The sequence below is a fragment of the Chryseobacterium sp. NG-CE01 genome (genome assembly GCF_055695505.1).
Window position 1 is genome coordinate 2,325,888 of sequence record NZ_CM146369.1, and the last position, 21,580, is coordinate 2,347,467.

A 21,580-nucleotide genomic window follows, 5' to 3' on the forward strand; every position below is an offset into this window, starting at 1 on the left:
TTATTCTTTAATGAATTTATAAGTTTGAATTTTATCTTTTGTCACGATCTGTAAAATGTAATTTCCTTTTGGTAAAGTGCTGATGTTGATGAGTTCATTGTCTATCTTCCCTTCCTTGAGTAATCTTCCGGATGCATCAACGATCCTGTATTTTTCAGCGCCGTGTACGTGTTCTGTATGGATATTATCTTTTGCCGGGTTAGGATAAATTGAAGTTTCTTTTGTGGTTTTAATATCAGAGGTTGCAAGAAAACAGCTTCCAACGGAGTCTCCTGAAATGATCCAGTTTTTGTTGTTAATGAGAAAGTCTCTTTGGCTGGCAATATTTGAGGCGTATTTTGCTGGCGTCGTAGACCCAAGGTTGACATTGTTTGCCGTATTGGGATTGTTTGCCCAGGCTACCAGTGTTTTACTGTAATTGTTGCAATCGATAGCGGTATTTATGATCATACTTGAAGCATTGCTAACTGATGCTAAATTCCAGTTTTCAAATGATTGATTATAGCTTGATGCACCCGTTAAAAAAGTATTTAGTGTTGTAACGTTACTTACATTCCAGGAGTTTAAGTTTTGATTAAATGAAATACAGCCATGAAATACGTGTCCCATATCTGTAACATTTGCTGTGTTCCACATATTTAAAGGCTGATTAAATACGGGGATCATATGAAACATAAAATGCATATCCTGAAGGCTTGAGGTATTCCAATTGTCCAATCGCTGATTGAAGCTCAGACATTGACCAAACATCCAGGCCATATTGGTAACTTTTGAAACGTCCCAATTGTTGACACTTTGATTGAATACTGCTCTTCCGGCCAGCATATAGCTCATGTCTGTAGCTGAAGAAGTATCCCAGTTTCCTATGAAAGGTGAATTGAACTGATGAGGAATATTGGAAGTGCTTGTAAGACAGGAAAACATAAAACTGAAATTTTTAACTCGGGAAGTATTCCAGTTTTGCATAGAAGGAGCTCCTGTAAATTGCGGAGTTCCATGAAACATAAAAGATATATCCGTTACAGCGTTAAGGTTCGGGCTGTCCGTTGCAGTAAGCTGTAGGGATAGACAATTGGTAAAAGCAGAATTCATAGAGATCCATGAGATGTCTCCCCATTGCTCTACTTCCAGTATTTTATCAGCACTACCAAACATTTGCCAGATCGGTATAAGCATTTCTGCAGCGGGAAATAATTGTGCTGTTCCAAATTTTATTTGCCTGAAAACACCGTTTCCGTTGGAGACTTTTACCCTGTAAGTTGCACCGGAAGCATCTCCGCTTGATGCTCCGAAATCAACTAGCACCTGATTGGTAGAGGTTACATTCGTCATAATTCCGTTGTGGAGCGGATACCCAATTTCTTCCCACTCAATTGTATAATTTTCTCCGTTACCGGGAAACCAGATCTGATTTGAATTGGCCTGAAAAGGAGCGTCCACTGTTACACCAGGATTTGAAACAAGACCAGGTTGCCAGATAGTGATAAACTCATTCTGTGCCTTTGCCATCTGAAATAAAAAAATACAGAGCGTAATGAGTAATAATTTTTTCATGGTTATATAATTTGGTATAAGAAATAAGAGTAATTTTATTAATCTAAAATATCTTTGGTTTATTTTTAAGATTAATATATTATTATTCAATATTCTTTATTAAAAGCAAATATAGTATTTTTATATAAATATCTCTATAATTTGTGAATTAATACTGTTAAAATAAAAATGCTCATCACCTCTGATGAGCATCGTATGATTGAATGGATAGACTGCTTAATCTTCCATCATATTGTCCCTTGTATTCTTTTGTACGGCAATAGCACCGAAAAGGGCGAGCAAAAAAGCAAATGCGTAGAACCCTTTTTCACTTGGTAAAATGGTTGCATTAAATAAACCAACCGTCAGTAAAACAATTGATGATAAGGTCGCAAACCAACATATTCCGTAATAAATGTCGGTCACTTTAATGTTTTCCATTCTGTCACGAACGGCTTTCTGTAAAGAAACTACAGCAAATAAACCATAGAGAAGAATAGTGAAATAATATCCTTTCTCATTAAGTTCCATCTCTGCCCTTACAAGACCTGTAATATAGCCGATCATTCCTGCGCCTAAAGCAACCCATGATGCCGCTACAAAGGCGGTCGATACATTTTGTTTTTTCATGTTAATGTTTTAATAAAGCGCTAAAGATATTAATTTTAATTCAATGAAAACCATAACTGAATTGATGAAATTTTATTGCTCTAATATCAACACAGCCGATTTGATATTTCATTTTTTTAGGTTTCAGCGGCGGCTTAGCCGCCGCTGAAACCTAAAAAACTCTCCCGAAGGGAGAGTTTTTTAAATATCTAAAAGCTGATCAGCTATTAATATCTGTAATATTCCGGTTTGAAAGGACCTTCAACGTTTACCCCGATATAATCAGCCTGCTCCTGAGAAAGAGTTTCAAGTTCAACGCTTAATTTTTTAAGGTGAAGAGCAGCCACTTTTTCGTCGAGATGCTTCGGAAGCATATATACTTCATTTTTGTAAGCTGCAGAATTATTCCAAAGTTCGATCTGAGCCAGTGTCTGGTTAGAGAAAGAGTTTGACATTACAAAACTTGGGTGTCCTGTAGCACATCCTAAGTTTACCAGTCTTCCTTCCGCAAGAATGATTACTTCTTTACCTTCAATCGTATAAATATCCACCTGAGGTTTCACTTCAGATTTTGTATGGCCGTAGTTTTCATTCAGCCAGGCCATATCGATTTCGTTGTCGAAGTGTCCGATGTTACAAACGATCGCTTTATCCTTTAATTTTAGGAAATGTTCTTTTCTTACGATGTTAAAGTTACCTGTAGTCGTGATTACGATATCTGCGTTATCAACCACAGTATCTAATCTTTTTACTTCGTAACCATCCATCGCAGCCTGAAGCGCACAGATCGGGTCGATTTCAGTTACGGTAACGATAGATCCTGCTCCTCTGAAAGATGCAGCAGTACCTTTACCAACGTCTCCGTATCCGCAAACTACGACTCTCTTACCAGCCAACATAATATCTGTAGCTCTTCTTACAGCATCTACTGCAGATTCCTTACATCCGTATTTGTTGTCGAATTTAGATTTGGTTACAGAATCATTTACGTTAATCGCAGGCATTACTAATGTTCCGTTCTTCATTCTCTCGTAAAGTCTGTGAACACCTGTTGTGGTTTCTTCAGAAAGTCCTTTGATTTCTTTGGTTAATTCAGGATATTTATCAAAAACCATATTTGTTAAATCTCCACCGTCATCAAGGATCATATTTAATGGTTTTCTGTCTTCACCAAAAAATAAAGTCTGCTCGATACACCAGTCAAATTCTTCCGCATTCATTCCTTTCCATGCATACACCGGAATTCCGGCAGCAGCAATAGCAGCAGCAGCGTGATCCTGGGTAGAGAAAATATTACAAGAAGACCAGGTAACTTCAGCTCCTAAAGCAACCAGTGTCTCAATAAGCACAGCTGTCTGGATGGTCATGTGAAGACATCCCGCAATTCTTGCTCCTTTTAACGGCTGAGATGGTCCGTATTCTTCACGGATGGCCATAAGACCAGGCATTTCAGCTTCTGCAAGATTAATTTCTTTTCTTCCCCATTCTGCCAGGGAGATATCCTTAACTTTATAAGGAAGGTATTGTGTTGTAGTACTCATATGTCAATGAATAAGTTTAAATTCAATAATAATATGCAAAATTACAACTAATAATTAAGATATAAAAACATCATCTTTTTACAAGGCATATGATATTAAGCATGATAATTAATTTGCGATACTCATAATGTCAGGACAATCAGATGCCAAGACGGATCTTTCCTATACATAGGTGAACAGCTACATCCTCTTTTTAATACAGTTTTCGGAATATCTTAATTGCCAAACGCATCATCGATTTTATACAGCCGGAAGTATTTATCTTAATAATTTACTTTAAGATAAGGGAGAATCAGTAAAACTTTATCTAAACAGCCGGCAGCGTATAACAATTCTAATTTTTTTCTAATCTTTTTATTAATTAAATGATAAATGACATCTCTAATTTTGTATGTAAAACTATATCTGATGAAAATATCCTTACTTGTTGTCTGCTATAACGCAGCAGAGTACATTAAAGAATGTATAGAAAGTATTCTGGCCCAAGATTACCCCGATTTTGAAATTATTATTCTGGATGATGGATCTACAGACCCCAGTGTGGATGTTATCAAAAAGTACAGTGCAGCATATCCTAATATAAAATATTTTATAAATACTTCTAATAAAGGAGTAGGGTTCTCAAAAAAACGTGCTATTGAGGAAGCTACAGGAGAGATCTGCGGTTTTGTAGATGCAGATGATACTTTGGAACCGACATGTCTTAGAAAAGTAGCTGCAGGTTTTCGCTCATCATCAGAAAATATCGATGTAGTGTATACTCAGTATCATGTCTGTAACACAGAAATGCAGGTAATCGAGATTTGCAGGAGAGCTTCAAGGGTACCCCATCAGGATATGATGTTTTTTAATATAAATTTTGAGGTTTCCCATTTTTTCTGCTTTAAAAAAAGTTCTTACCTGAAAACCTCGGGAATCGAGCCTTCACTGCTTTCTGCCGTAGATCAGGATCTGCACCTGAAATTGTATGATATTGGCAGATTTAAGTTTATAAAGGAACCACTTTACAACTACAGATTACATGCCGGAGGCATTTCGCAGGATAAAAACAAAAAGAAAAATCTCTATGAAAACTGGCATTTTGTGCTTAAAGATACTCTTAAGCGAAGAAATATTAAAGTTCTTTACGAAAAAAATGTAGAAGAGATCCCAAATCTTCCTAACTTTATATGGGAAAAACAAAATACTTTTTTAAAAAAAGCAATTAAAAAAATCTCCGGACTGTTACATGAGTTCTAAAATATTTTTGATCGAAGATGATAAACGTGTTTCGGATGTAATTTCCCGGGGATTGCAAAAGATCGGATTTGAAGTGGAAACTGCTTTTGATGGAAAAAAGGCATACGAAATGGCCGTGCAAAACAAGTATGACCTGATTTTACTCGATATTAATATTCCTTATATTAACGGACATCAGCTTGCTGTTTTGCTAAGACAGGAAAACATACAGATTCCCATTATTTTTGTATCTGCACTGGGAGATATAGATAATAAATTAGAGGCATTCGAAAAAGGAGCCGACGATTATATATGCAAACCGTTTGACTTTCGGGAGCTTGTTGCAAGAATAGAAAATTTATTAAAAAGAACCCAGGGTAAAACAAATAATAATACATTTGTAGTATATGATTTGGAATTAGATACTAAAAATAAAATTGTAAAAAGAGGCTCTCAGGTTATAGATCTCACAATGAGAGAATTTTTTCTGCTAGAATATCTTGTGAAAAATAAAGGCAGAATCTTATCTAAAACCGAACTCCTGGAAAATGTATGGGAACTTAATTTTGATACGGGAACAAATATAGTGGAAGTTTATATTAACTATCTGAGAAATAAAATAGACAAAAACTTCTTCCCCAAACTGATCCATACAAAACCCGGACAAGGTTATATTTTTTCTTAAACACATACACGATGAAAATAAAATATAGAATTTTAATACAGTTTACCAGTCTTATATCATCTATATTAATTATTTTTTCGCTTGTTATCTATTTTTTTTCCAAATCCGAGAAGCAAAACAATTTTTTATTAAGAATAGAAAAAAGGTCTGCTACTGCAGCAACGCTGCTTGTAAATTATAAGGCCTATACTGCGCCGTCCTTATTGAATGTTATTTATCAAAATTCACTCAGCCGGCTTCCTCAGGAAGATATTGCAATCTATACTGCTGATGGAAAACTTGTTTTTACCAGTTCAAAAGCATACGCTTCAAAAATTAGCAATACGTTTCTTTCGCAAATCAGACAGAATGGTAAAATACACACCTACAAAAATTATTATGCTACATCAGGCTACGTCTATACAGATAAACAGTATAGCTTTCTCATTATTACCTCTGCATTAGATCTTATAAGCAAAGGAGACAACAGCAATCTACTCAAGACCCTTATATTTGCAAACTGTCTGGGCATCTTATTAACCTTTATCGCAGGATATTTTTTTGCCTCAAAAATGTTGAGTCCTATAAAAGATATCAATAATAAAGTAAAAAACATAAGAACCTATAACGAACATCAAAGATTACCGGTTTCTAAAAATAAAGACGAAATAAATGAATTGGCTGTTAATTTCAATCTGATGCTGGAAAGATTAGAATACAGCTTTTATCAGCAGAGAGATTTTATTTCTCATGCCTCACACGAGCTTCGGACACCTTTGTCTGCAATGAAAACAGAAATCCAGCTCGGTCTCTGGGAAAATCACACCAATCAGGAATACAGGGAGATATTAGAAAATCTGCTTATTGATACCGACAGGTTAATAGATCTTTCTAGTGCCATACTGAGTTTAAGTAAGCCTTACGATTCTATTTATTCAATTGAAGTTGATGAGATCGATATAGAGGATATTATTGCTGAAATTCAGAAAGAATACAGACTGCAGGGTTTCAGGATAGATGTAAAGACCAATAAATTACCAGGCTATAAAATAAAAGGAAACAGGATATTGCTTAAAAACCTTTTATTCAATCTTCTGGATAACGCTTTGAAATACAGTGATTCGAATGTTGATGTAAATATAGAATATACCAAAAACGAGTGTTCAATAGAAGTACACGATAAAGGAATAGGAATCCCGAAAGAAGATATTTCTAAAATTTTCAATCCTTTTTACAGATCAGATAATGTCTATAATTATAAAGGATTTGGAATTGGTTTATCTTTGTGTAAAAGTATTGCGGAGTTTCATCAGGGAGAGATATTCGTATCAAGTACAAAGGAGGGGACCTCTTTCACGGTTATTTTACCGAATGCTTAGTCATTTTTAAAATATTAATGATATTTTTGTGACAGTTCACTTATAAATAAGCAGCAACAATTCAATAAGATTACCAATGCCACTTTATCGCGACTTTTCTGATGACAATGCCACTATTCTCGTATGGAAATACGATGAATCGGAAGATCTTGATATTCATCAGCTTCTGGAACCTGAAAATGCCGAAAAAGTAAAAGATTATCATCCCAAAAAGCTGCTTGAAGTTTTAATGGTCCGTAAACTGCTTAAAGGCCTTAAACCTCACTCGAAAATTTTATATAAGGAAAGAGAACCGTTTCTCTCTCCTAAGGATGCCGAGATCTCCATTACTCATTCTTTTCCTTTTGCGGCCATAGCTCTATCAAAGAATAAAATAGGAATAGATATTGAAAAATTTAACCATAAAATTCTCAGGGTAATTGATAAATTTACCTATGAAAACGAAAGAGGTTTTATTCCGTTTGATCATGAAGTAACCTTTTACACCATTATCTGGAGCGTAAAGGAAAGCATGTACAAAATACACCACTCCAAGCATTGGTCGCTTAAAAAGCATTATGAGGTGAAACCTTTTGAACTGAAGCATCTCCGTAACATCAGATGCCGGGTACACGATGACACCATGTCTGACGAATTCAAGGCAAGAGTGGAATTTTTTGACGAATACTGCTTTACGATTGTTGAGGAATAGCCTTCATCGGCTCCTCGATCGGCTTCTCATTCTGGTATTTTTCAATGACCTTTCGCTGCTCTTTGGCAACATCATAAATCAGTTCCAGAATATCATGAATGTTCTTTAATTCCGTAAGATGCGAGATTTTATCAGGATCTCTCAGGTCATAAGTCTCATTTTCGATAAGTTCTGTTTTTCTTTTCATGATCAGGTCGTCAAGAGAAGAATCTTCAGGCTCAATGCGGCTCTCCATATTCAGGGTTTCCGTTATTTTATCGCCGTTTAAAAGGTGGCAGACTTTCTGCATTTCCGCTTCAATTTTGCGGCTCCAGCCTTCAGCGTCTATTTCAGGATATTTTTCGTCATCCTTTACATACTGCGAAAGAGAAGCGGTGTACGCCGTAATAAGATGAGACGTGGCAACAAACTGATGAACAACCTCCAGTTTTTTCTGCTGGTTTTTGGGTTCGGAAATCATCCTCTGAAAATTGTCGGAAAGATTGGCCAGCGAAATAATAGCGTTTTTACGTTTTACTTTATAATCTTCAATATCAAAGTCTTCTTCAAGAAATTTTGAGATCACGCTCTGGAAATAAGTAAGGTTACATTCTGCTGATTTTTTCATCAAATCCAGATTCTGGGTGTGTTCCCAAACCGGTAGCACAACGTAGGCCACGAGTGAAGTAATCACCGCCGCAACCATGGTATCTACAATCCGGTCTCTGAAAATAATATTTACCTTACCCGGGCTCAGGAAATTGAAGCTTAGAAAAACATAGATCGTCATAAACAAAACGGCCCAGAAATATTTGCCCTTCAGAAAGCTGAAACACATAATCATGCTTAATAAAAGGATGGAAAAAAGTAGCTCATTAATCTGAATATAATGCAGAATAGCGTAAGCAATTACAGCACCGGCAATGGTTCCGTACATCCTCAATAAATTTCTTTTTTTGGTAATAGAGTAGGCCGGCTTCAAAATCGCCACTATGGTAATCAAAATCCAGTAGGTATGCCCGATTCCAAGAAACTGAAACAGGGAAAACAGATAGCCTATCAGCAAAGCAATCGTAATCCTCAGCGCATGCCTGAAATGGGAAGATGAAAAAGAAATATTATTTTTTAAAACTTTTATATTGAGCTTTTCTTCATTGGGCATAAACTTTTTGAGATCCAGCCCGGTAGAAAGGCTCTTTGCCAGTTTTACATTCTGGGAAAAGACTTTATAGATTTCATTGATTTCTTTAGTAATCTCATTGATACGCATCAGGATTTGCCTGAGAACCATGAAGTTTTCAAAATTCTCTGGTGAGATGCGTTTATTTCTAAGTTCGAAATAGTCGTTATTAAGATATTTCAGTTCTTCCTCCAGATTAGCAGTAGGTTTTGCTCTCGTTCCTATCTGTAATGATATCCCAATATTGGTGATCTCTTCAGAAAGAAGATTAAGATAATCATGAATTTTTACTAAAATAGTGGTGTCTTCAAAGCTCTGCTGTAATTTCTGATAATCACTTTCCGAAGTCATCAGCTTTTCATGAAGATCCATAGAATTCAGGAACATCAGCATTAGAAGACGGCTGGTCGTGGTAGACTCATTGACAATGGTCCTGGTTTTGAAAACGGTTTCCCTGGTTTCTTCCTGAAGGTTTTTGATCTCAATCTGTTTGGCGATAACCTGCGTGGTGAGTTTATCAAAATCAGGGGTTTTCTGGTAATAATTAGCCTTAATCTTTAAAAATTCTGCCAGTTGCAGATAGTTTTCTCCGATCATCTGGCTGGCCAGCTTATACGGCTGAATGGTTGTTACAATTAAAAAAATCAGTAAAAACCAGATGCATCCCGATGCAAAAATCAGCAGGCTTTTGAAAATATTGGCTCCGGTTAAATGTCCGTCGATAAAAATCGCCAGTACAACCAATGATAGTGAACCCACTGCTGCAAGCCTCTGCCCGTACACTCCGATTAACGAAAAAAACATTCCAAATACAATGATCTCGGCAAAGACCAGTATTTTGATATTCATAACAAGACTTGCTATCAGAGCCACAAATACGAAGCAGATAATAGCAAATGTCAAGGCATTTCTGCGTCTGATAAAAGGGCCCGGCTGATCTGTAAGCGCTACAAAGCTTGTTCCTAGAGGAAAGAGAAAATATTCTTTAAGAATCCCAAAATGAGCGAGAACAAGACACGGAAGCACAGTAGCCAGTGTAATCCTGATGGCAGAATATACATATTGACTGGTAACAAATTTTTTGAGTTCCGCAGAATAGTTCATGCTACAAAAATAAGAGTTAAATGTGAATTGCAGGTTTTAGTTGATAACAGAAATGCTAATTTTTTATTAACGAAGAACCGAATTGCTTATTGGTCCCGTTAAAACCCAACTGCGTTTCTCGAACGAGTGGGTTTTTCATTATAATTATACTGGTTTTAGTTTATATTATCCAAATCTTTTGAGCCTTTTGCGGTAAGTTTTATTTTAGTCTTGTCGGTTATCAGATTTTTCTTTTCAGAATTATAAATATTTTCAAAATAATTACCCAGAGACATCAGCTTTTCATGATCTACCGGATTTATGTATTTCAGGAACATTTGTTCGCTGCTATGACCTGTGGCATGCATGAGAAGCGGGGTGGGAATCTTACCGTAAAAATTGGTCGCAAAACTACGTCTTCCGATGTGTGATGAGATGGTTTTCCACTTCTCAATTTTAGTTTCCATGCTTCTGAATCCTGTTCTTTTCCTTGTATAAACCAATTGGTTTATTTTAGATTTTTTTGCTATTTCTTTTATATGCTCATTATACATTTGCATAGAAAGAGGTTTAGGAAAACGATTATTATTCTTTAAAAGAATTTCATTTACCACAGGATGCAGAGGCAGTTGAATAGGTTTACGGGTTTTTTGCTGAATGAAAAAAATAAAAGGCTTACTGTTGATATGAACAATCTTATCTGTTGAAAAGTGAATAAAATCAGAAAACCGCTGCCCGGTATAGCAGCTGATCAGAAGCCAGTCTTTGGCAATTTCCAGATCTTGGGGAACCCGGGTATTCCTGATCCGGAGAATTTCCTCTTCACTAAGCGTGATTATTTCTTTATACTGCTTCTCACGGCCAATTTCAAGTTCTTTAACATTAGTTTTTAAACCTTTACGTTCCGCAAAATTGAGAATGGTCTTAACAAACTTTATGGTTCTGTAGATGGTACTCGTACTGTAATTTTCCTTAGTTCCGAACTTCAGAAATTCCGTAGTGAAGTTACTATCGATATTTTTAATATATATATGTTTGCAAACTTCTCCCTGAAACTGTTCGACAAGACTGTAAAAAACCATGTATCTTTTGTAGGTAGAATCACTTATGATGTCCCTTTTAGAATTGATATATTGCATCATAAATTTTAAAAGAGAATCAGGTGGCAATAATTCCGGGCCATTACTACAGATTTTGCTGATAAAATCTGTGACTTCTTTTTTGCTGATTATACTGTTTTTCTTTTTACACGCCAGGATATAATCTGAAACATACAATTTAATGGCATTAAGGTTTCGATTAAGCTTTTTGTTGTTTTTTTTGTAGATATTTACAGGCCTTTGCAGAGAAGCATCCCATTCTTCGGGAACAATCTCTAAGGGTGTGCACACATTAATTTTTTTTCCTGACTCAGCAATAATATTAAGACAGATATTGGTTTTATTATTAATGGGTAATAAATAAAATTTACATATCATCAGTAGTTTTTTTTTTTAGATTTTTTAACAAATCTAAATACAATTATTAGTCCTAACAAGACTAATTTCCTCTGCAAATTTAAACAAAGTTTTGTAATGACCAAATAAAATAAAATACTATTAATCAGTATTTTATATATGTACTTGTAAAGCTTTTTTTGTGTTTTATTTTTGGCATAAATTGATTATAGTTGAATAGTTAATAAAAAAATATACGCTTAAATTTTTACTGTGTTATGAATTGATTGCAAAATTAGTCTTGTTAGGACTAATGTTAAAAAATGATAAGCTTAAAAGATGTTGATAAAAACATGAATGAAGATTAGGTTATGCTTAAATAAACAAGTTCCTTATCATAGTCTTCTTTAGGACTTTAACTTGATTCAATTAATAAATGAGAACACAAGTGATGATAAATACAAAGCCTCAGCCTGGTGGATTTCCCAAAAGGCTGAGTTGCTTTTTTTTCGATATTGCGCCAATATTCCATTATTGCCGATCATTAACTTCAGATGCCTCTGCCGCATATATTTGGAATCGCATTGCAGTAATAAAACATGAACTTATAAAAACAAATCATGAAAAAAAACACTTTTTTTACCCTGAGCTTTATAGCCTCTTTTGCTCAGCGCAGAAGCAGGAAATTCCCACAAAGAAAAGCTTTTTTGGCGTACTGGCCGGGCTGCTCGGTGTCAACGTATACAACATATATAATGAATATAACTTTTCTAAAAGTTTCGCTCTGAGAACAGAGTTTAACCTGGAAAGAGATCTGTTCTCCAGAATAGATCTCACCAATAAATCAGGATTGGCTTTAACGCCGGATATATCCTTAGCCCTAAGATGGTATTATAACATCAATAAAATAGAGAAAGAAGGTAACAGCATGAGATTCAATTCCGCAAACTATGTCTCCGCAAAAATAGGCTTTGCCCCGGATTGGTTCGTGATTTCCAATATAGACGGGCTGAACACTAATCCCACAGCTATGTAGTCCCTATATGGAGAATCAGGAGGAATTACAAAGAACAAGGGTGTCTGTTCCTTACGAGGCAGGATGAATACACGCTGTTGTTTTTATGACTCTGGCAAACCGCTGTTATCCTCATAGTGGAAGCATTTTGAAACCAATTCAGTAATAGGATTCGATAAATGCCAAAAGCCGGATATACAAAAATCTGTTCATAACTCAGTGAAAGGGTGCGAAGTCTGAAGGCAGCACTTTTAATATTGCTGCTTCTTATCATTTGTGTTTTTTTGTTTGCAGGCGGCTTAGGTTGGTAATTGCCGCCTGCTTTTTTAAAAAACACAGGCGATTGTCGGATGATAATCACTGCTGCATCAACGGATTTTACAAACTTCTCAATTAGGGATAAAAAAGATAAAAACAAATTAAACAATGAAAAACAATGAAAGTACATGAAAAAATCTATTAGTTTGATTGTATGCCTGCTCTCCGTCTTATGGATGCAGGCACAAAGCCCGGGGGGCGTCTCCGGAGCAAGTCTTTGGCTAAAGGCAGATTCGGGCGCTTCAGGCGTTACCTATTTTAATGTGCCGTCCGCCAATAGGACTGCAAGCAGTAACTTTGCCGGTCTCGGCCCGGCAAATTCTACATTAACTTCCACTTCTTCATGGTCCGCGGCTACCAACACTACAGGAGACTTTCTAACGTTAGATCTGGGTTCTGCCCAGACCGTACGCGGCGTGGTAACCAGAGGAAGAGGAGATGCTGCACAATGGGTAACCGCTTATACGGTGAGTTATTCTACAGATAATGTGAGTTATATTTCCCTGGGAAGCTTTTCCGGGAATACAGACCAGAATACCGAAGTAATTAACTTATTTCCTTCATCCGTCAATGCAAGATATGTGAGGTTTACGGTGAATGCTGTCTCAGGATACCCTTCCATGAGGGCAGACGTGATACAGTCGGTATCTCCTGTTTCGGATAATACGGCCGTTACGGCATGGATCGATAGCAGTCCGTCTGGTAATAATGTTTCTCAGGGAGAGAATACCTTTCGTCCTGTATACCGTAACAGCAGCACAGATAATATTAATTTTAACCCGGTAGTGCAATTCAATGGCAGCTCCCAGCGAATGGATGCTGCTTCTTTTGCAATAAACCCTGCCACTGCGACATTATTCTCTGTAGCAACAGCGAACAATATCACAGGGAATATCAGGACGATTATGGCTTCTCACAGCACCAGTGATGCGAATCATCATGTTCGGATGAATATAGAAAATGCACAGCTCAGGTTCTTCAAATCTGTGGTTACGGCTTCTTCGGAGACCGCTAATTCTACAAATCTTTTTGCGCCTGCTGTTCCTTTTGTGTATAGTATCAATGCCTCACAGCCGGGTAATAATACGACAGTATTGTATAATGGTTTGGTGCAGGTATCTTCAGCCAATACCCTGTTTCCCAATACAGTAAATCGTTTTACCCTTGGCTGTGCAGGCGTTTCCGCATTTCAATTCTGGAACGGCTCTATTCCGGAGGCCATAGTTTATAATGGGATGATACTGAACGCAGGCCAGAGAAACAGGATAGAGTCTTATCTTGCACTCAAATATGGTGCTACCTTAGGCACAACGGCTTCACCGGTGAGTTACCTTGCTTCGGATGGTTTAACAACCTTTTGGACAGCTGATGCCACTTACCAGAACAACATTGCCGGAATCGGGCTAGATAATGGTTCTGCACTGCACCAAAAGCAAAGCCGCAGCCAAAACACAGGCAGCCAGGTGGTAGTGAGCTTAGGAACCATTGCAGCCGATAATCTCACGAATGGCGGTACTGTTGCAACGGATAGACAGTTCTTTGTGTGGGGAGATAATAACGGTTTATTAACTACGTTTGTCCCAACAGGCAATACTACTTATCCCAACCGTTTTGAAAGGATATGGAAAACCCAGAATACCGGCTCTTTTGCACAGAATATCACGGTGTATTATCCGGTAAGTGCATTTGGGAATGCTTCTTCCAATACCATAGCACTGCTGCATGGCAGTTCTGCCGCATCACTGAATAGTGGACCTGCGGCTATTGCTCAAAGCGGTACCACTACCATCAACGGAGTAAGTCATTATATCTTCACGGTACCCGCTGCAGCGATCGCCAATATGCAGTTTTTCTCGTTTTCTGCTTTGCAGAGTGCTCCGGGAGGAGTGTTTACGGGTCTTGGCGCATGGTGGAAAGCTGATTTTTCGGCTTCGGGATCGGCCTGGGCCGATGCTTCAGGCAATGGGCGAAATGCCACTTTGGCTTCGGGTACCATTACCTATAATGCTAATGGCGGAACAGCAGCCAACTTCAATCCTCAGCTTACAACTACTGACGGATATATGAGCTACACCAATCCGGTATATCCAAGCACTGCCAATTATGACAATATGAATGTGTTTGCTGCCATACAGCCATTGTCCGGGCAGAACTGTATCCCTTGGGGAGAAGCTGCTAATAACGGACAAAGCGCAGCATTGTTTCACTTCAATAACAATGATGCATATTTCGATGCGCCATTTGGTTATCGTGCTACGTCAGGATTTATTGCTAATGGAGGTAATTACGGGGTTTCCAACATCCTTGAGGGGTGGAAGAACGGAACTTCTATGCGTCTTCATCTACAGACGAGACAGATTGCAACCTTTGCTACAGCAGGAGGAAATTTCTTTTCAAATACCAATAATGCCAATTACCTGTTTGCGTATCCTGGTCAGGTAACATCAGGAGGTGCAGGGGTGAGTGAGGTATTTGCTTATAACACCCCTTTAAGTACTACGGACCGGGCAAGGGTTAACTCTTACTTAGGAATCAAATATGGGATAACGCTGGATCAGACTACGCCTCAAAACTATATTTCTTCGGTCGGCAGTAGTATCTGGGACGCTGCAACAGCTAATTTGGGCTACAATAACAATATTGCCGGCATAGGAAGAGATGATGCTTCTGCTTTGCTTCAAAAACAGTCGCGAAGTGTGAACAGCGGCATCCAACCGGTTATTGGGAACGGAAATACAATTATGGCTGCTAATGCTGCCAACGGAAGCTCGTTTACGAATAATCTAAGCTTCCTGGTTTGGGGTTCCAATGCCAATCCTGCTACGTTTACCACTGCGATTAATTATTCAGGGCTAAACAGGCTGATGGAAAGAATCTGGAAAGTACAGGAAACCGGCACGGTAGGTTCGGTACGGGTGGCGCTTCGCAGTTCGGATCTTCCGTTTAACATAAGCAATCCTGCCTTAATCGTAAGCAGCGATGCTGCAATTAACAGTTCAGATAATATCATCCCGATGATCCAGGCAGTGCTGGGTGGGGTAAGCTACTGGTATGCCGATATTAACCTGAATAATGGTGAATTCTTTACTTTTGGCGGCGTACTTGCTTCACCGGGTGGGGTAAGCACGGGTTTACAGCTTTGGCTAAAAGCCGATACTGGTTTAAACGGCAGCCAATGGCCTGATTCATCTGGAAACCGTACAGTAAGCACGGGTTCTGGTACACCAGCATTGCAAACCGGGAATATAAACTTTAACAACAGCATTCTGTTTAACAATGCTGCAATGACCGTAAGTGGTACATTTACTCAGAACAGCCACTATGCGTTCACGGTTGCCAACTCTCCAATAACGGCTAGCGCTTTCCGGGTGTTTTTAGGGTGCCGTCAGTTGTCAAGTAGTGGTACACCTTATCCTTATTATATGGGAAGACAGGGTGCAAGTGATATATCTTATGTAACTGCTTTCCAAGATGGTACAGCTATTGGGCGAGTTAGCGGAAGTGTAAGCCAAACTACAAATATTCACCACAGTTTATTGTCGGCTGCCAATGGTTTGGCGCATGGCTTTAACGGTGTTTTTACGACTTCAACGCCACATACCGCACCACATACTTTTGAACATGTGCTGGGTTCTAATCGATTTAATACTGGAGGTTACGTTACGCTATCTCCTGATGTAAATATCGGTGAAGTAGTGGTGTACAATGGTGCCATCTTAGCCGATGTAGAACAAAACCGTATATTATCTTATTTATCGGTAAAGTATGGGACTACCTTGGGTACAACTGTTGCACCAGTAAGTTATCTGGCGTCAAATGGTTTAACTACGATTTGGGCAGCAGACGCTATCTACCAAAACAATATCGGAGGTATAGGCCGTGATAATTTGTCGGCACTGCACCAAAAGCAGAGCCGCAGCCAAAATACAGGCAGCCAGGTGGTGGTGAGTTTAGGAACCATTGCAGCCGACAACCAGGCCAATTCTGGCACTCTTACAAATGGGCAGTTCTTTATCTGGGGGGATAATAACGGTTTATTAACTACGTTTGTCCCAACAGGCAATACCAGTTATCCCAACCGTTTTGCAAGGATATGGAAAACCCAGAACACCGGCTCTTTTGCACAGAATATCACCGTGTATTACCCGGTAAGTGCCTTTGGAAATGCAGCAGCTGGTACCATAGCATTATTGTACGGAGCGTCTGCCGCATCACTAGATAGCGGGCCTTCGGCTATTGCCCAAAGCGGTACCACTACCATCAACGGGGTAAGTCATTACATCTTTACCGTACCAGCAGCACAGGTTGCCAATATGCAGTTCTTCTCTTTTTCTGCTTTACAGGCATCGCCTGGAGGGGTTACGGGAGCAAGTCTTTGGCTAAAGGCCGATGCAGGTACCTCTTCTGTAACTGATGGTACAGGCATTTCATCTTGGCAGGACCAGTCTGGTGTGGCGAATAATGCGACTCAGGGCACAGCTTCCAGCCAACCGGTATACAGAAATAATACTACAGATAATATTAACTTCAACCCGGTAGTTAATTTTGACGGAACGAATCATTTAATGAATTTGAACCTGTCTTTATTGCCGACCGGAACTACCGCACGTTCTTTGTTTGCCACTTATTTTTATAACGGAACAAATAGTGCGGCTAACCAGATAATTTCGTGGGGTGGTACCAGCACCGTTACAGGTTCAGTATATGGGATGCGTGCCAATTCTCTAAATATGGACTGGGGTAATATTCCTCAATTCGCAACTCCTTCAGCGAATGCTCTTCGTATAGCCTCCAACATTTGGCAAGGCTCGGGGAATGCTTCCAGGATTTGGTCTTCCTCCTCCTTAGTGGCAGGTCCTACGAACATTACTGCAAATACCAGCAACACCGGAACTGCGCGTTTAGGAGCCAATAACTGGAGCGGACTGGATAATGAACGTTTCGGAGGTCGTCTGCCTGAGGTAATTGTATATCCTTCGGCACTTAATGATACGCAGCGTTTACAGGTTGAAAGTTATTTAGCGATCAAATATGGTGCTACCTTAGGCACAACGGCTTCACCGGTGAGTTACCTCGCATCAGACGGCTCAACAGTGTGGGCGGGTGATACCACTTATCAGAACAATATTGCGGGGATCGGCCGTGATAATTTGTCTGCACTTCATCAGAAGCAAAGCCGCAGCCAAAACGCAGGCAGCCAGGTGGTAGTGAGTTTAGGAACGGTTGCAGCTACAAATCAGGATAACGCAGGCAGCCTTGCAAATGGGCAGTTTTTTATCTGGGGAGATGACAACGGTTCATTAAGCAATTTTGTATCAACAGGAAATGCTGCGTATCCAAACCGTTTTACACGCATTTGGAAAACCCAGAACACCGGTTCTTTTGCACAGAATATTACAGTATATTATCCGGTGAGTGCGTTTGGTAATGCCTCTGCGATTACCATAGCATTATTGTACGGTACATCTGCAGCCTCGTTAAGCAACGGTACTGCGGCAGCTATTACACAAAGCGGTACCACTACCATCAACGGGGTAAGTCATTACATCTTTACCGTACCAGCAGCACAGGTTGCTAATATGCAGTTCTTCTCTTTTTCTGCTGTACAGGCATCGCCTGGAGGGGTTACGGGTGCAAGCCTTTGGCTGAAAGCCGATACGGGGGTTTCAAATACTTCCGGAAATGTTACTGCATGGCAGGATTTAACGAATACCAACAATTTTACCATTACAGGAGTACCGGTTACAAATACTAATCAATTAAACTTTAATAATGTTGTTACTTTTGATGGTAATGATTTTCTAACAGGAAATACTGCTATTTCTTTTAAAAACGGTTATGGTGTTTATGACTTTACTAACGGGTCTGCCACTTTTACCAATACTTTGCTGTCAGGTACAATACCAAATTTCAGCAATGAAAGTTACTTTTTTAAAGGGCAGAGAATGGCGGCAGGTGACAATTCAGCCGATGGGGGGCTTACTTTTGTAAGAACAGCGTCAGATATTGGTTTTAATCCATTAATTGCTAATATGGATATAGTGGCAGGTCAGCCTGCGTCCTCCACTTTGGCATTTTTAAATGGAGGAAGGCTTTCAACTCAATTATTTTCAGGTTCAGGGAATATGTCTAATCACAATTCCATACCTTATATAGGCAGGTCTTCTGCTAATAGTGAACCAGACAGGTTTACTGGTGATTTGGGTGAGATGATCATGTATCCGGTTACCCATACTTCTCTCCAGCGACTTCAAATCAATACATATTTAGCTGTTAAATACGGGATTACCTTATCAAGAGATAACGACGGAGACGCTGTACCGGGAGAAGTAATTAGCGGAGGTATTTTAGAAGGCGATTATGTAGCTTCAGACGGAACCACGAGAATATGGAATTCTGATGCAGCATACCAGAACAACGTCGCCGGTATCGGCCGTGATGATGCTTCAGCTTTGGTGCAAAGAGTATCCCGATCTGTAGAAAGTGGCAGCATACTCACATTGGCTACCAATAACAATTTTGTTTTGGCAAATACGGATGTAAGCCGCACAGGAATTACCAATAATCTGAGCTTCCTTGTGATCGGAAACAATAACGGTTCTGCTACGGCAAGGGCTGCTACAAATTTGGCGTCAGGCTTTAATACAAGAATTGCAAGATTATGGAAAGTTCAGGCAACGAACTATACCCAGGCTGTGAGCATGCAGTTCAGCGGGTTAGATCATGCCAACTTTACCTGGAATGTGGTATGGAAATCTTCGGACGATAACTTTACTACAGGTTCCACAACGTTGGGAACACTCAACAACAGCGGACAAATAACGCTTCCTGCAGGTCTTGCTTCGGGATACTTATCCTTACAGAGTGCTGCTTTAGACAGTGATGGAGACAGCGTAATCGACTTCGATGACCTGGATGATGATAATGACGGTATTTTGGATATAAATGAAAGTAGTAATGCATCAGTGCAGATAGCTGGAACAGGAAACCAAATTATCAATGGGGTTACCTTGAGTAAAGTTTTAGGAACAGGAATTACTGCTAATATTGCTTCATTGGGATCAACTTGCTCAACCGCAATGGTATCATCGTCTGGCTACAGATTTCAAACAACTACATCGACTGCGTTAACATTCAATTTTAGTTCTCCGGTTTCAGGAAATATTGATGTGGTTATGAATTCTGTGTATTTGGATGAAATATTTACGGTAACGTCTACAGGAGGTCCGGTTTCAGTTTCAACATTAGGTACAGGAACATGTGTAACGGTATCGGGTAATACTTATCGTGGGGTATCGGGTAGTTCTTCTATTAATGATTCTGGCAGCGTACGTCTTTCATTCAATACTCCTGTCACTTCAATTACCATTACGGCGACAGGTCCAGATTTGCTTTCATTTCATGATTTCTTTTTAAATACAGTAATTGATATCGACACTGACAATGACGGGATACCCAACCGTTTAGACTTAGACAGCGATAATGACGGCTGTGTGGATGCCATAGAAGGCGCAGCGGGCATTACGCCTTCCCAGCTGGTAACGGCCTCAGGAACAGTAACGGTGGGCACAGGTTCTACAGCCTCTAACCAGAACTTAGGAACCAGCGTGAATGCACAGGGTGTACCGCAGTTTGCAATCCTGCCTTCAGGATACAGCAATACCACTGGGCAGGCATTGGGAACCTCACAGACGGTTAATACCGTAGTAGTGGGTACGGCCTCTTCAAACCAGACCATTAGTGCCAATACGGCGCCGGCAGCTCTAGCCCTAACCGGCAGCACTGGGGGTACGGGATTCCAGTGGCAGGTATCTTCAGATAATATTGCATTTACGGATATTCCTGCTGCAACCTCTGCAACGTATTCACCGGGAACGCTTACCGCTACCCGCTACTACAGGGTGAATGTTACCAGTCCGGGCGGTTGCGTGTTTACTTCCAATACAGTAACGATTACCGTAAACGCATTCTGTTACAAGCCTGCCGCTACGGTAGGTACCACGCTGGATGCAAAGCAGGGAATTACCGCATTAGGCAGGGCAGGAACCAATAATGAGAACTGGCCGATGGTTCGCAAAGGTGCCTGGACGGTGCTGGAAGCCAAAACGAAAGGCTTTGTGATCAACAGGCTTACCGCAGCACAAATTGCGGCCATACCGCCTGCCAACCTTGTAGAAGGAATGATGGTGTATGACACCACGGCCAGCTGTATGAAAGTGTATACCAGCACAGACGGCGGTACTACTTTCGGTTGGCAGTGTATCACGACACAGACCTGTCCGGATTAAAATTAATGTTTAATTGTTAACTGAACTCGGGGAGCCTGTACCCGTACAGCTCCCTTCGGTTCAGGAACGGTGAAAAAAGTTTTTATTATGAAAAAGTTTATTATACTATGTTCTTTGCTTACCGCCGTGCTGGGAACAGCCCAGGTAGCAATAGGAAAATCTTCGGTGACCAATGCTTCGGTCTCCCTGGAGTTTGGGAATGATAACCGGGGTATTGTTCTTCCCTGGGTTACATCCTCGGCATCGGTTACGGGAGCGGTAGACGGCACGTTCATTTACGATATTTCGGATAAAAAGGTGAAATACAGGAACAGCGGCAGCTGGGTTGATTTAAGCGTTGATGCAACAGGGGTGGTAAATACTTCCCTGCAGGACACTAAAACCGATCGGCCTTCAGCAAAGGCAGCCATTGGCAGTACTGCTGCAACGGACACTACACCGGGTATCCTGGTGCTCACCGATACAGATAAAGCGATGGTGCTTCCCAAAGTGGCCAGTCCGCACCTTAATATCATCAACCCTTCACCGGGAATGATGGCCTATGATACGGTAAGCAGACAGCTGGCGGTCTTTAACGGTACTGTCTGGTCGTTCTGGAAACCTTAATTAATATTTATGTATTGCCACGGATGCTGTAAAGTGGAAG

At 39.8% G+C, this 21,580-nt stretch carries 12 protein-coding genes; 7 read left to right on the forward strand and 5 right to left on the reverse strand.

Annotated features, from left to right (window positions below; all coding sequences use genetic code 11):
* From ACYT6F_RS11105 to ahcY, 3 genes are all read right to left on the reverse strand, one after another.
* Positions 1-1,554: a BspA family leucine-rich repeat surface protein gene (locus ACYT6F_RS11105; RefSeq protein ID WP_472597742.1), complete on the reverse strand. Its 1,554-nt coding sequence runs from the start codon at positions 1,552-1,554 to the stop codon at positions 1-3.
* Positions 1,555-1,770: 216 nt separating this feature from the next.
* A complete protein-coding gene (gene yiaA, locus ACYT6F_RS11110; RefSeq protein ID WP_169232683.1) occupies positions 1,771-2,163 on the reverse strand; it encodes an inner membrane protein YiaA in 393 nt (130 codons plus the stop codon).
* Positions 2,164-2,369: 206 nt separating this feature from the next.
* Positions 2,370-3,683: an adenosylhomocysteinase gene (gene ahcY, locus ACYT6F_RS11115; RefSeq protein ID WP_169232684.1), complete on the reverse strand. Its 1,314-nt coding sequence runs from the start codon at positions 3,681-3,683 to the stop codon at positions 2,370-2,372.
* Between the two features lie 408 nt (positions 3,684-4,091).
* Between ahcY and ACYT6F_RS11120 the strand changes: the two genes are divergently transcribed.
* From ACYT6F_RS11120 to ACYT6F_RS11135, 4 genes are all read left to right on the forward strand, one after another.
* Positions 4,092-4,922 (forward strand): glycosyltransferase family 2 protein, encoded by an 831-nt coding sequence (locus ACYT6F_RS11120; RefSeq protein WP_472597743.1) that lies wholly within the window; start codon positions 4,092-4,094, stop codon positions 4,920-4,922.
* Positions 4,912-5,586, forward strand: a complete 675-nt coding sequence (locus ACYT6F_RS11125; protein ID WP_472597744.1) for a response regulator transcription factor — start codon at positions 4,912-4,914, stop codon at positions 5,584-5,586. Before ACYT6F_RS11120 ends, ACYT6F_RS11125 begins: the two co-directional genes overlap by 11 nt.
* 11 nt (positions 5,587-5,597) lie before the next feature.
* On the forward strand, positions 5,598-6,944 hold the full coding sequence (locus ACYT6F_RS11130) for a HAMP domain-containing sensor histidine kinase (protein WP_472597745.1): 1,347 nt from the start codon (positions 5,598-5,600) through the stop codon (positions 6,942-6,944).
* A gap of 76 nt (positions 6,945-7,020) precedes the next feature.
* A complete protein-coding gene (locus tag ACYT6F_RS11135) occupies positions 7,021-7,635 on the forward strand; it encodes a 4'-phosphopantetheinyl transferase family protein (RefSeq protein ID WP_472597746.1) in 615 nt (204 codons plus the stop codon).
* Here the strand turns inward: ACYT6F_RS11135 and ACYT6F_RS11140 are convergent.
* Together ACYT6F_RS11140 and ACYT6F_RS11145 are read right to left on the reverse strand one after the other, a co-directional pair.
* A complete protein-coding gene (locus ACYT6F_RS11140) occupies positions 7,616-9,898 on the reverse strand; it encodes an FUSC family protein (protein WP_472597747.1) in 2,283 nt (760 codons plus the stop codon). The two genes, ACYT6F_RS11135 and ACYT6F_RS11140, sit on opposite strands and share 20 nt — an antisense overlap.
* A gap of 155 nt (positions 9,899-10,053) precedes the next feature.
* A complete protein-coding gene (locus ACYT6F_RS11145) occupies positions 10,054-11,268 on the reverse strand; it encodes a phage integrase SAM-like domain-containing protein (RefSeq protein WP_472597748.1) in 1,215 nt (404 codons plus the stop codon).
* A gap of 496 nt (positions 11,269-11,764) precedes the next feature.
* Between ACYT6F_RS11145 and ACYT6F_RS11150 the strand changes: the two genes are divergently transcribed.
* The 3 genes from ACYT6F_RS11150 (at position 11,765) to ACYT6F_RS11160 (ending at position 21,540) form a co-directional block, all read left to right on the forward strand.
* Positions 11,765-12,349 (forward strand): hypothetical protein, encoded by a 585-nt coding sequence (locus ACYT6F_RS11150; protein ID WP_472597749.1) that lies wholly within the window; start codon positions 11,765-11,767, stop codon positions 12,347-12,349.
* Positions 12,350-12,774: 425 nt separating this feature from the next.
* Positions 12,775-20,934, forward strand: a complete 8,160-nt coding sequence (locus ACYT6F_RS11155; protein WP_472597750.1) for a DUF8202 domain-containing protein — start codon at positions 12,775-12,777, stop codon at positions 20,932-20,934.
* A gap of 87 nt (positions 20,935-21,021) precedes the next feature.
* Positions 21,022-21,540, forward strand: a complete 519-nt coding sequence (locus ACYT6F_RS11160) for a hypothetical protein (protein ID WP_472597751.1) — start codon at positions 21,022-21,024, stop codon at positions 21,538-21,540.
* Positions 21,541-21,580: the final 40 nt, after the last annotated feature.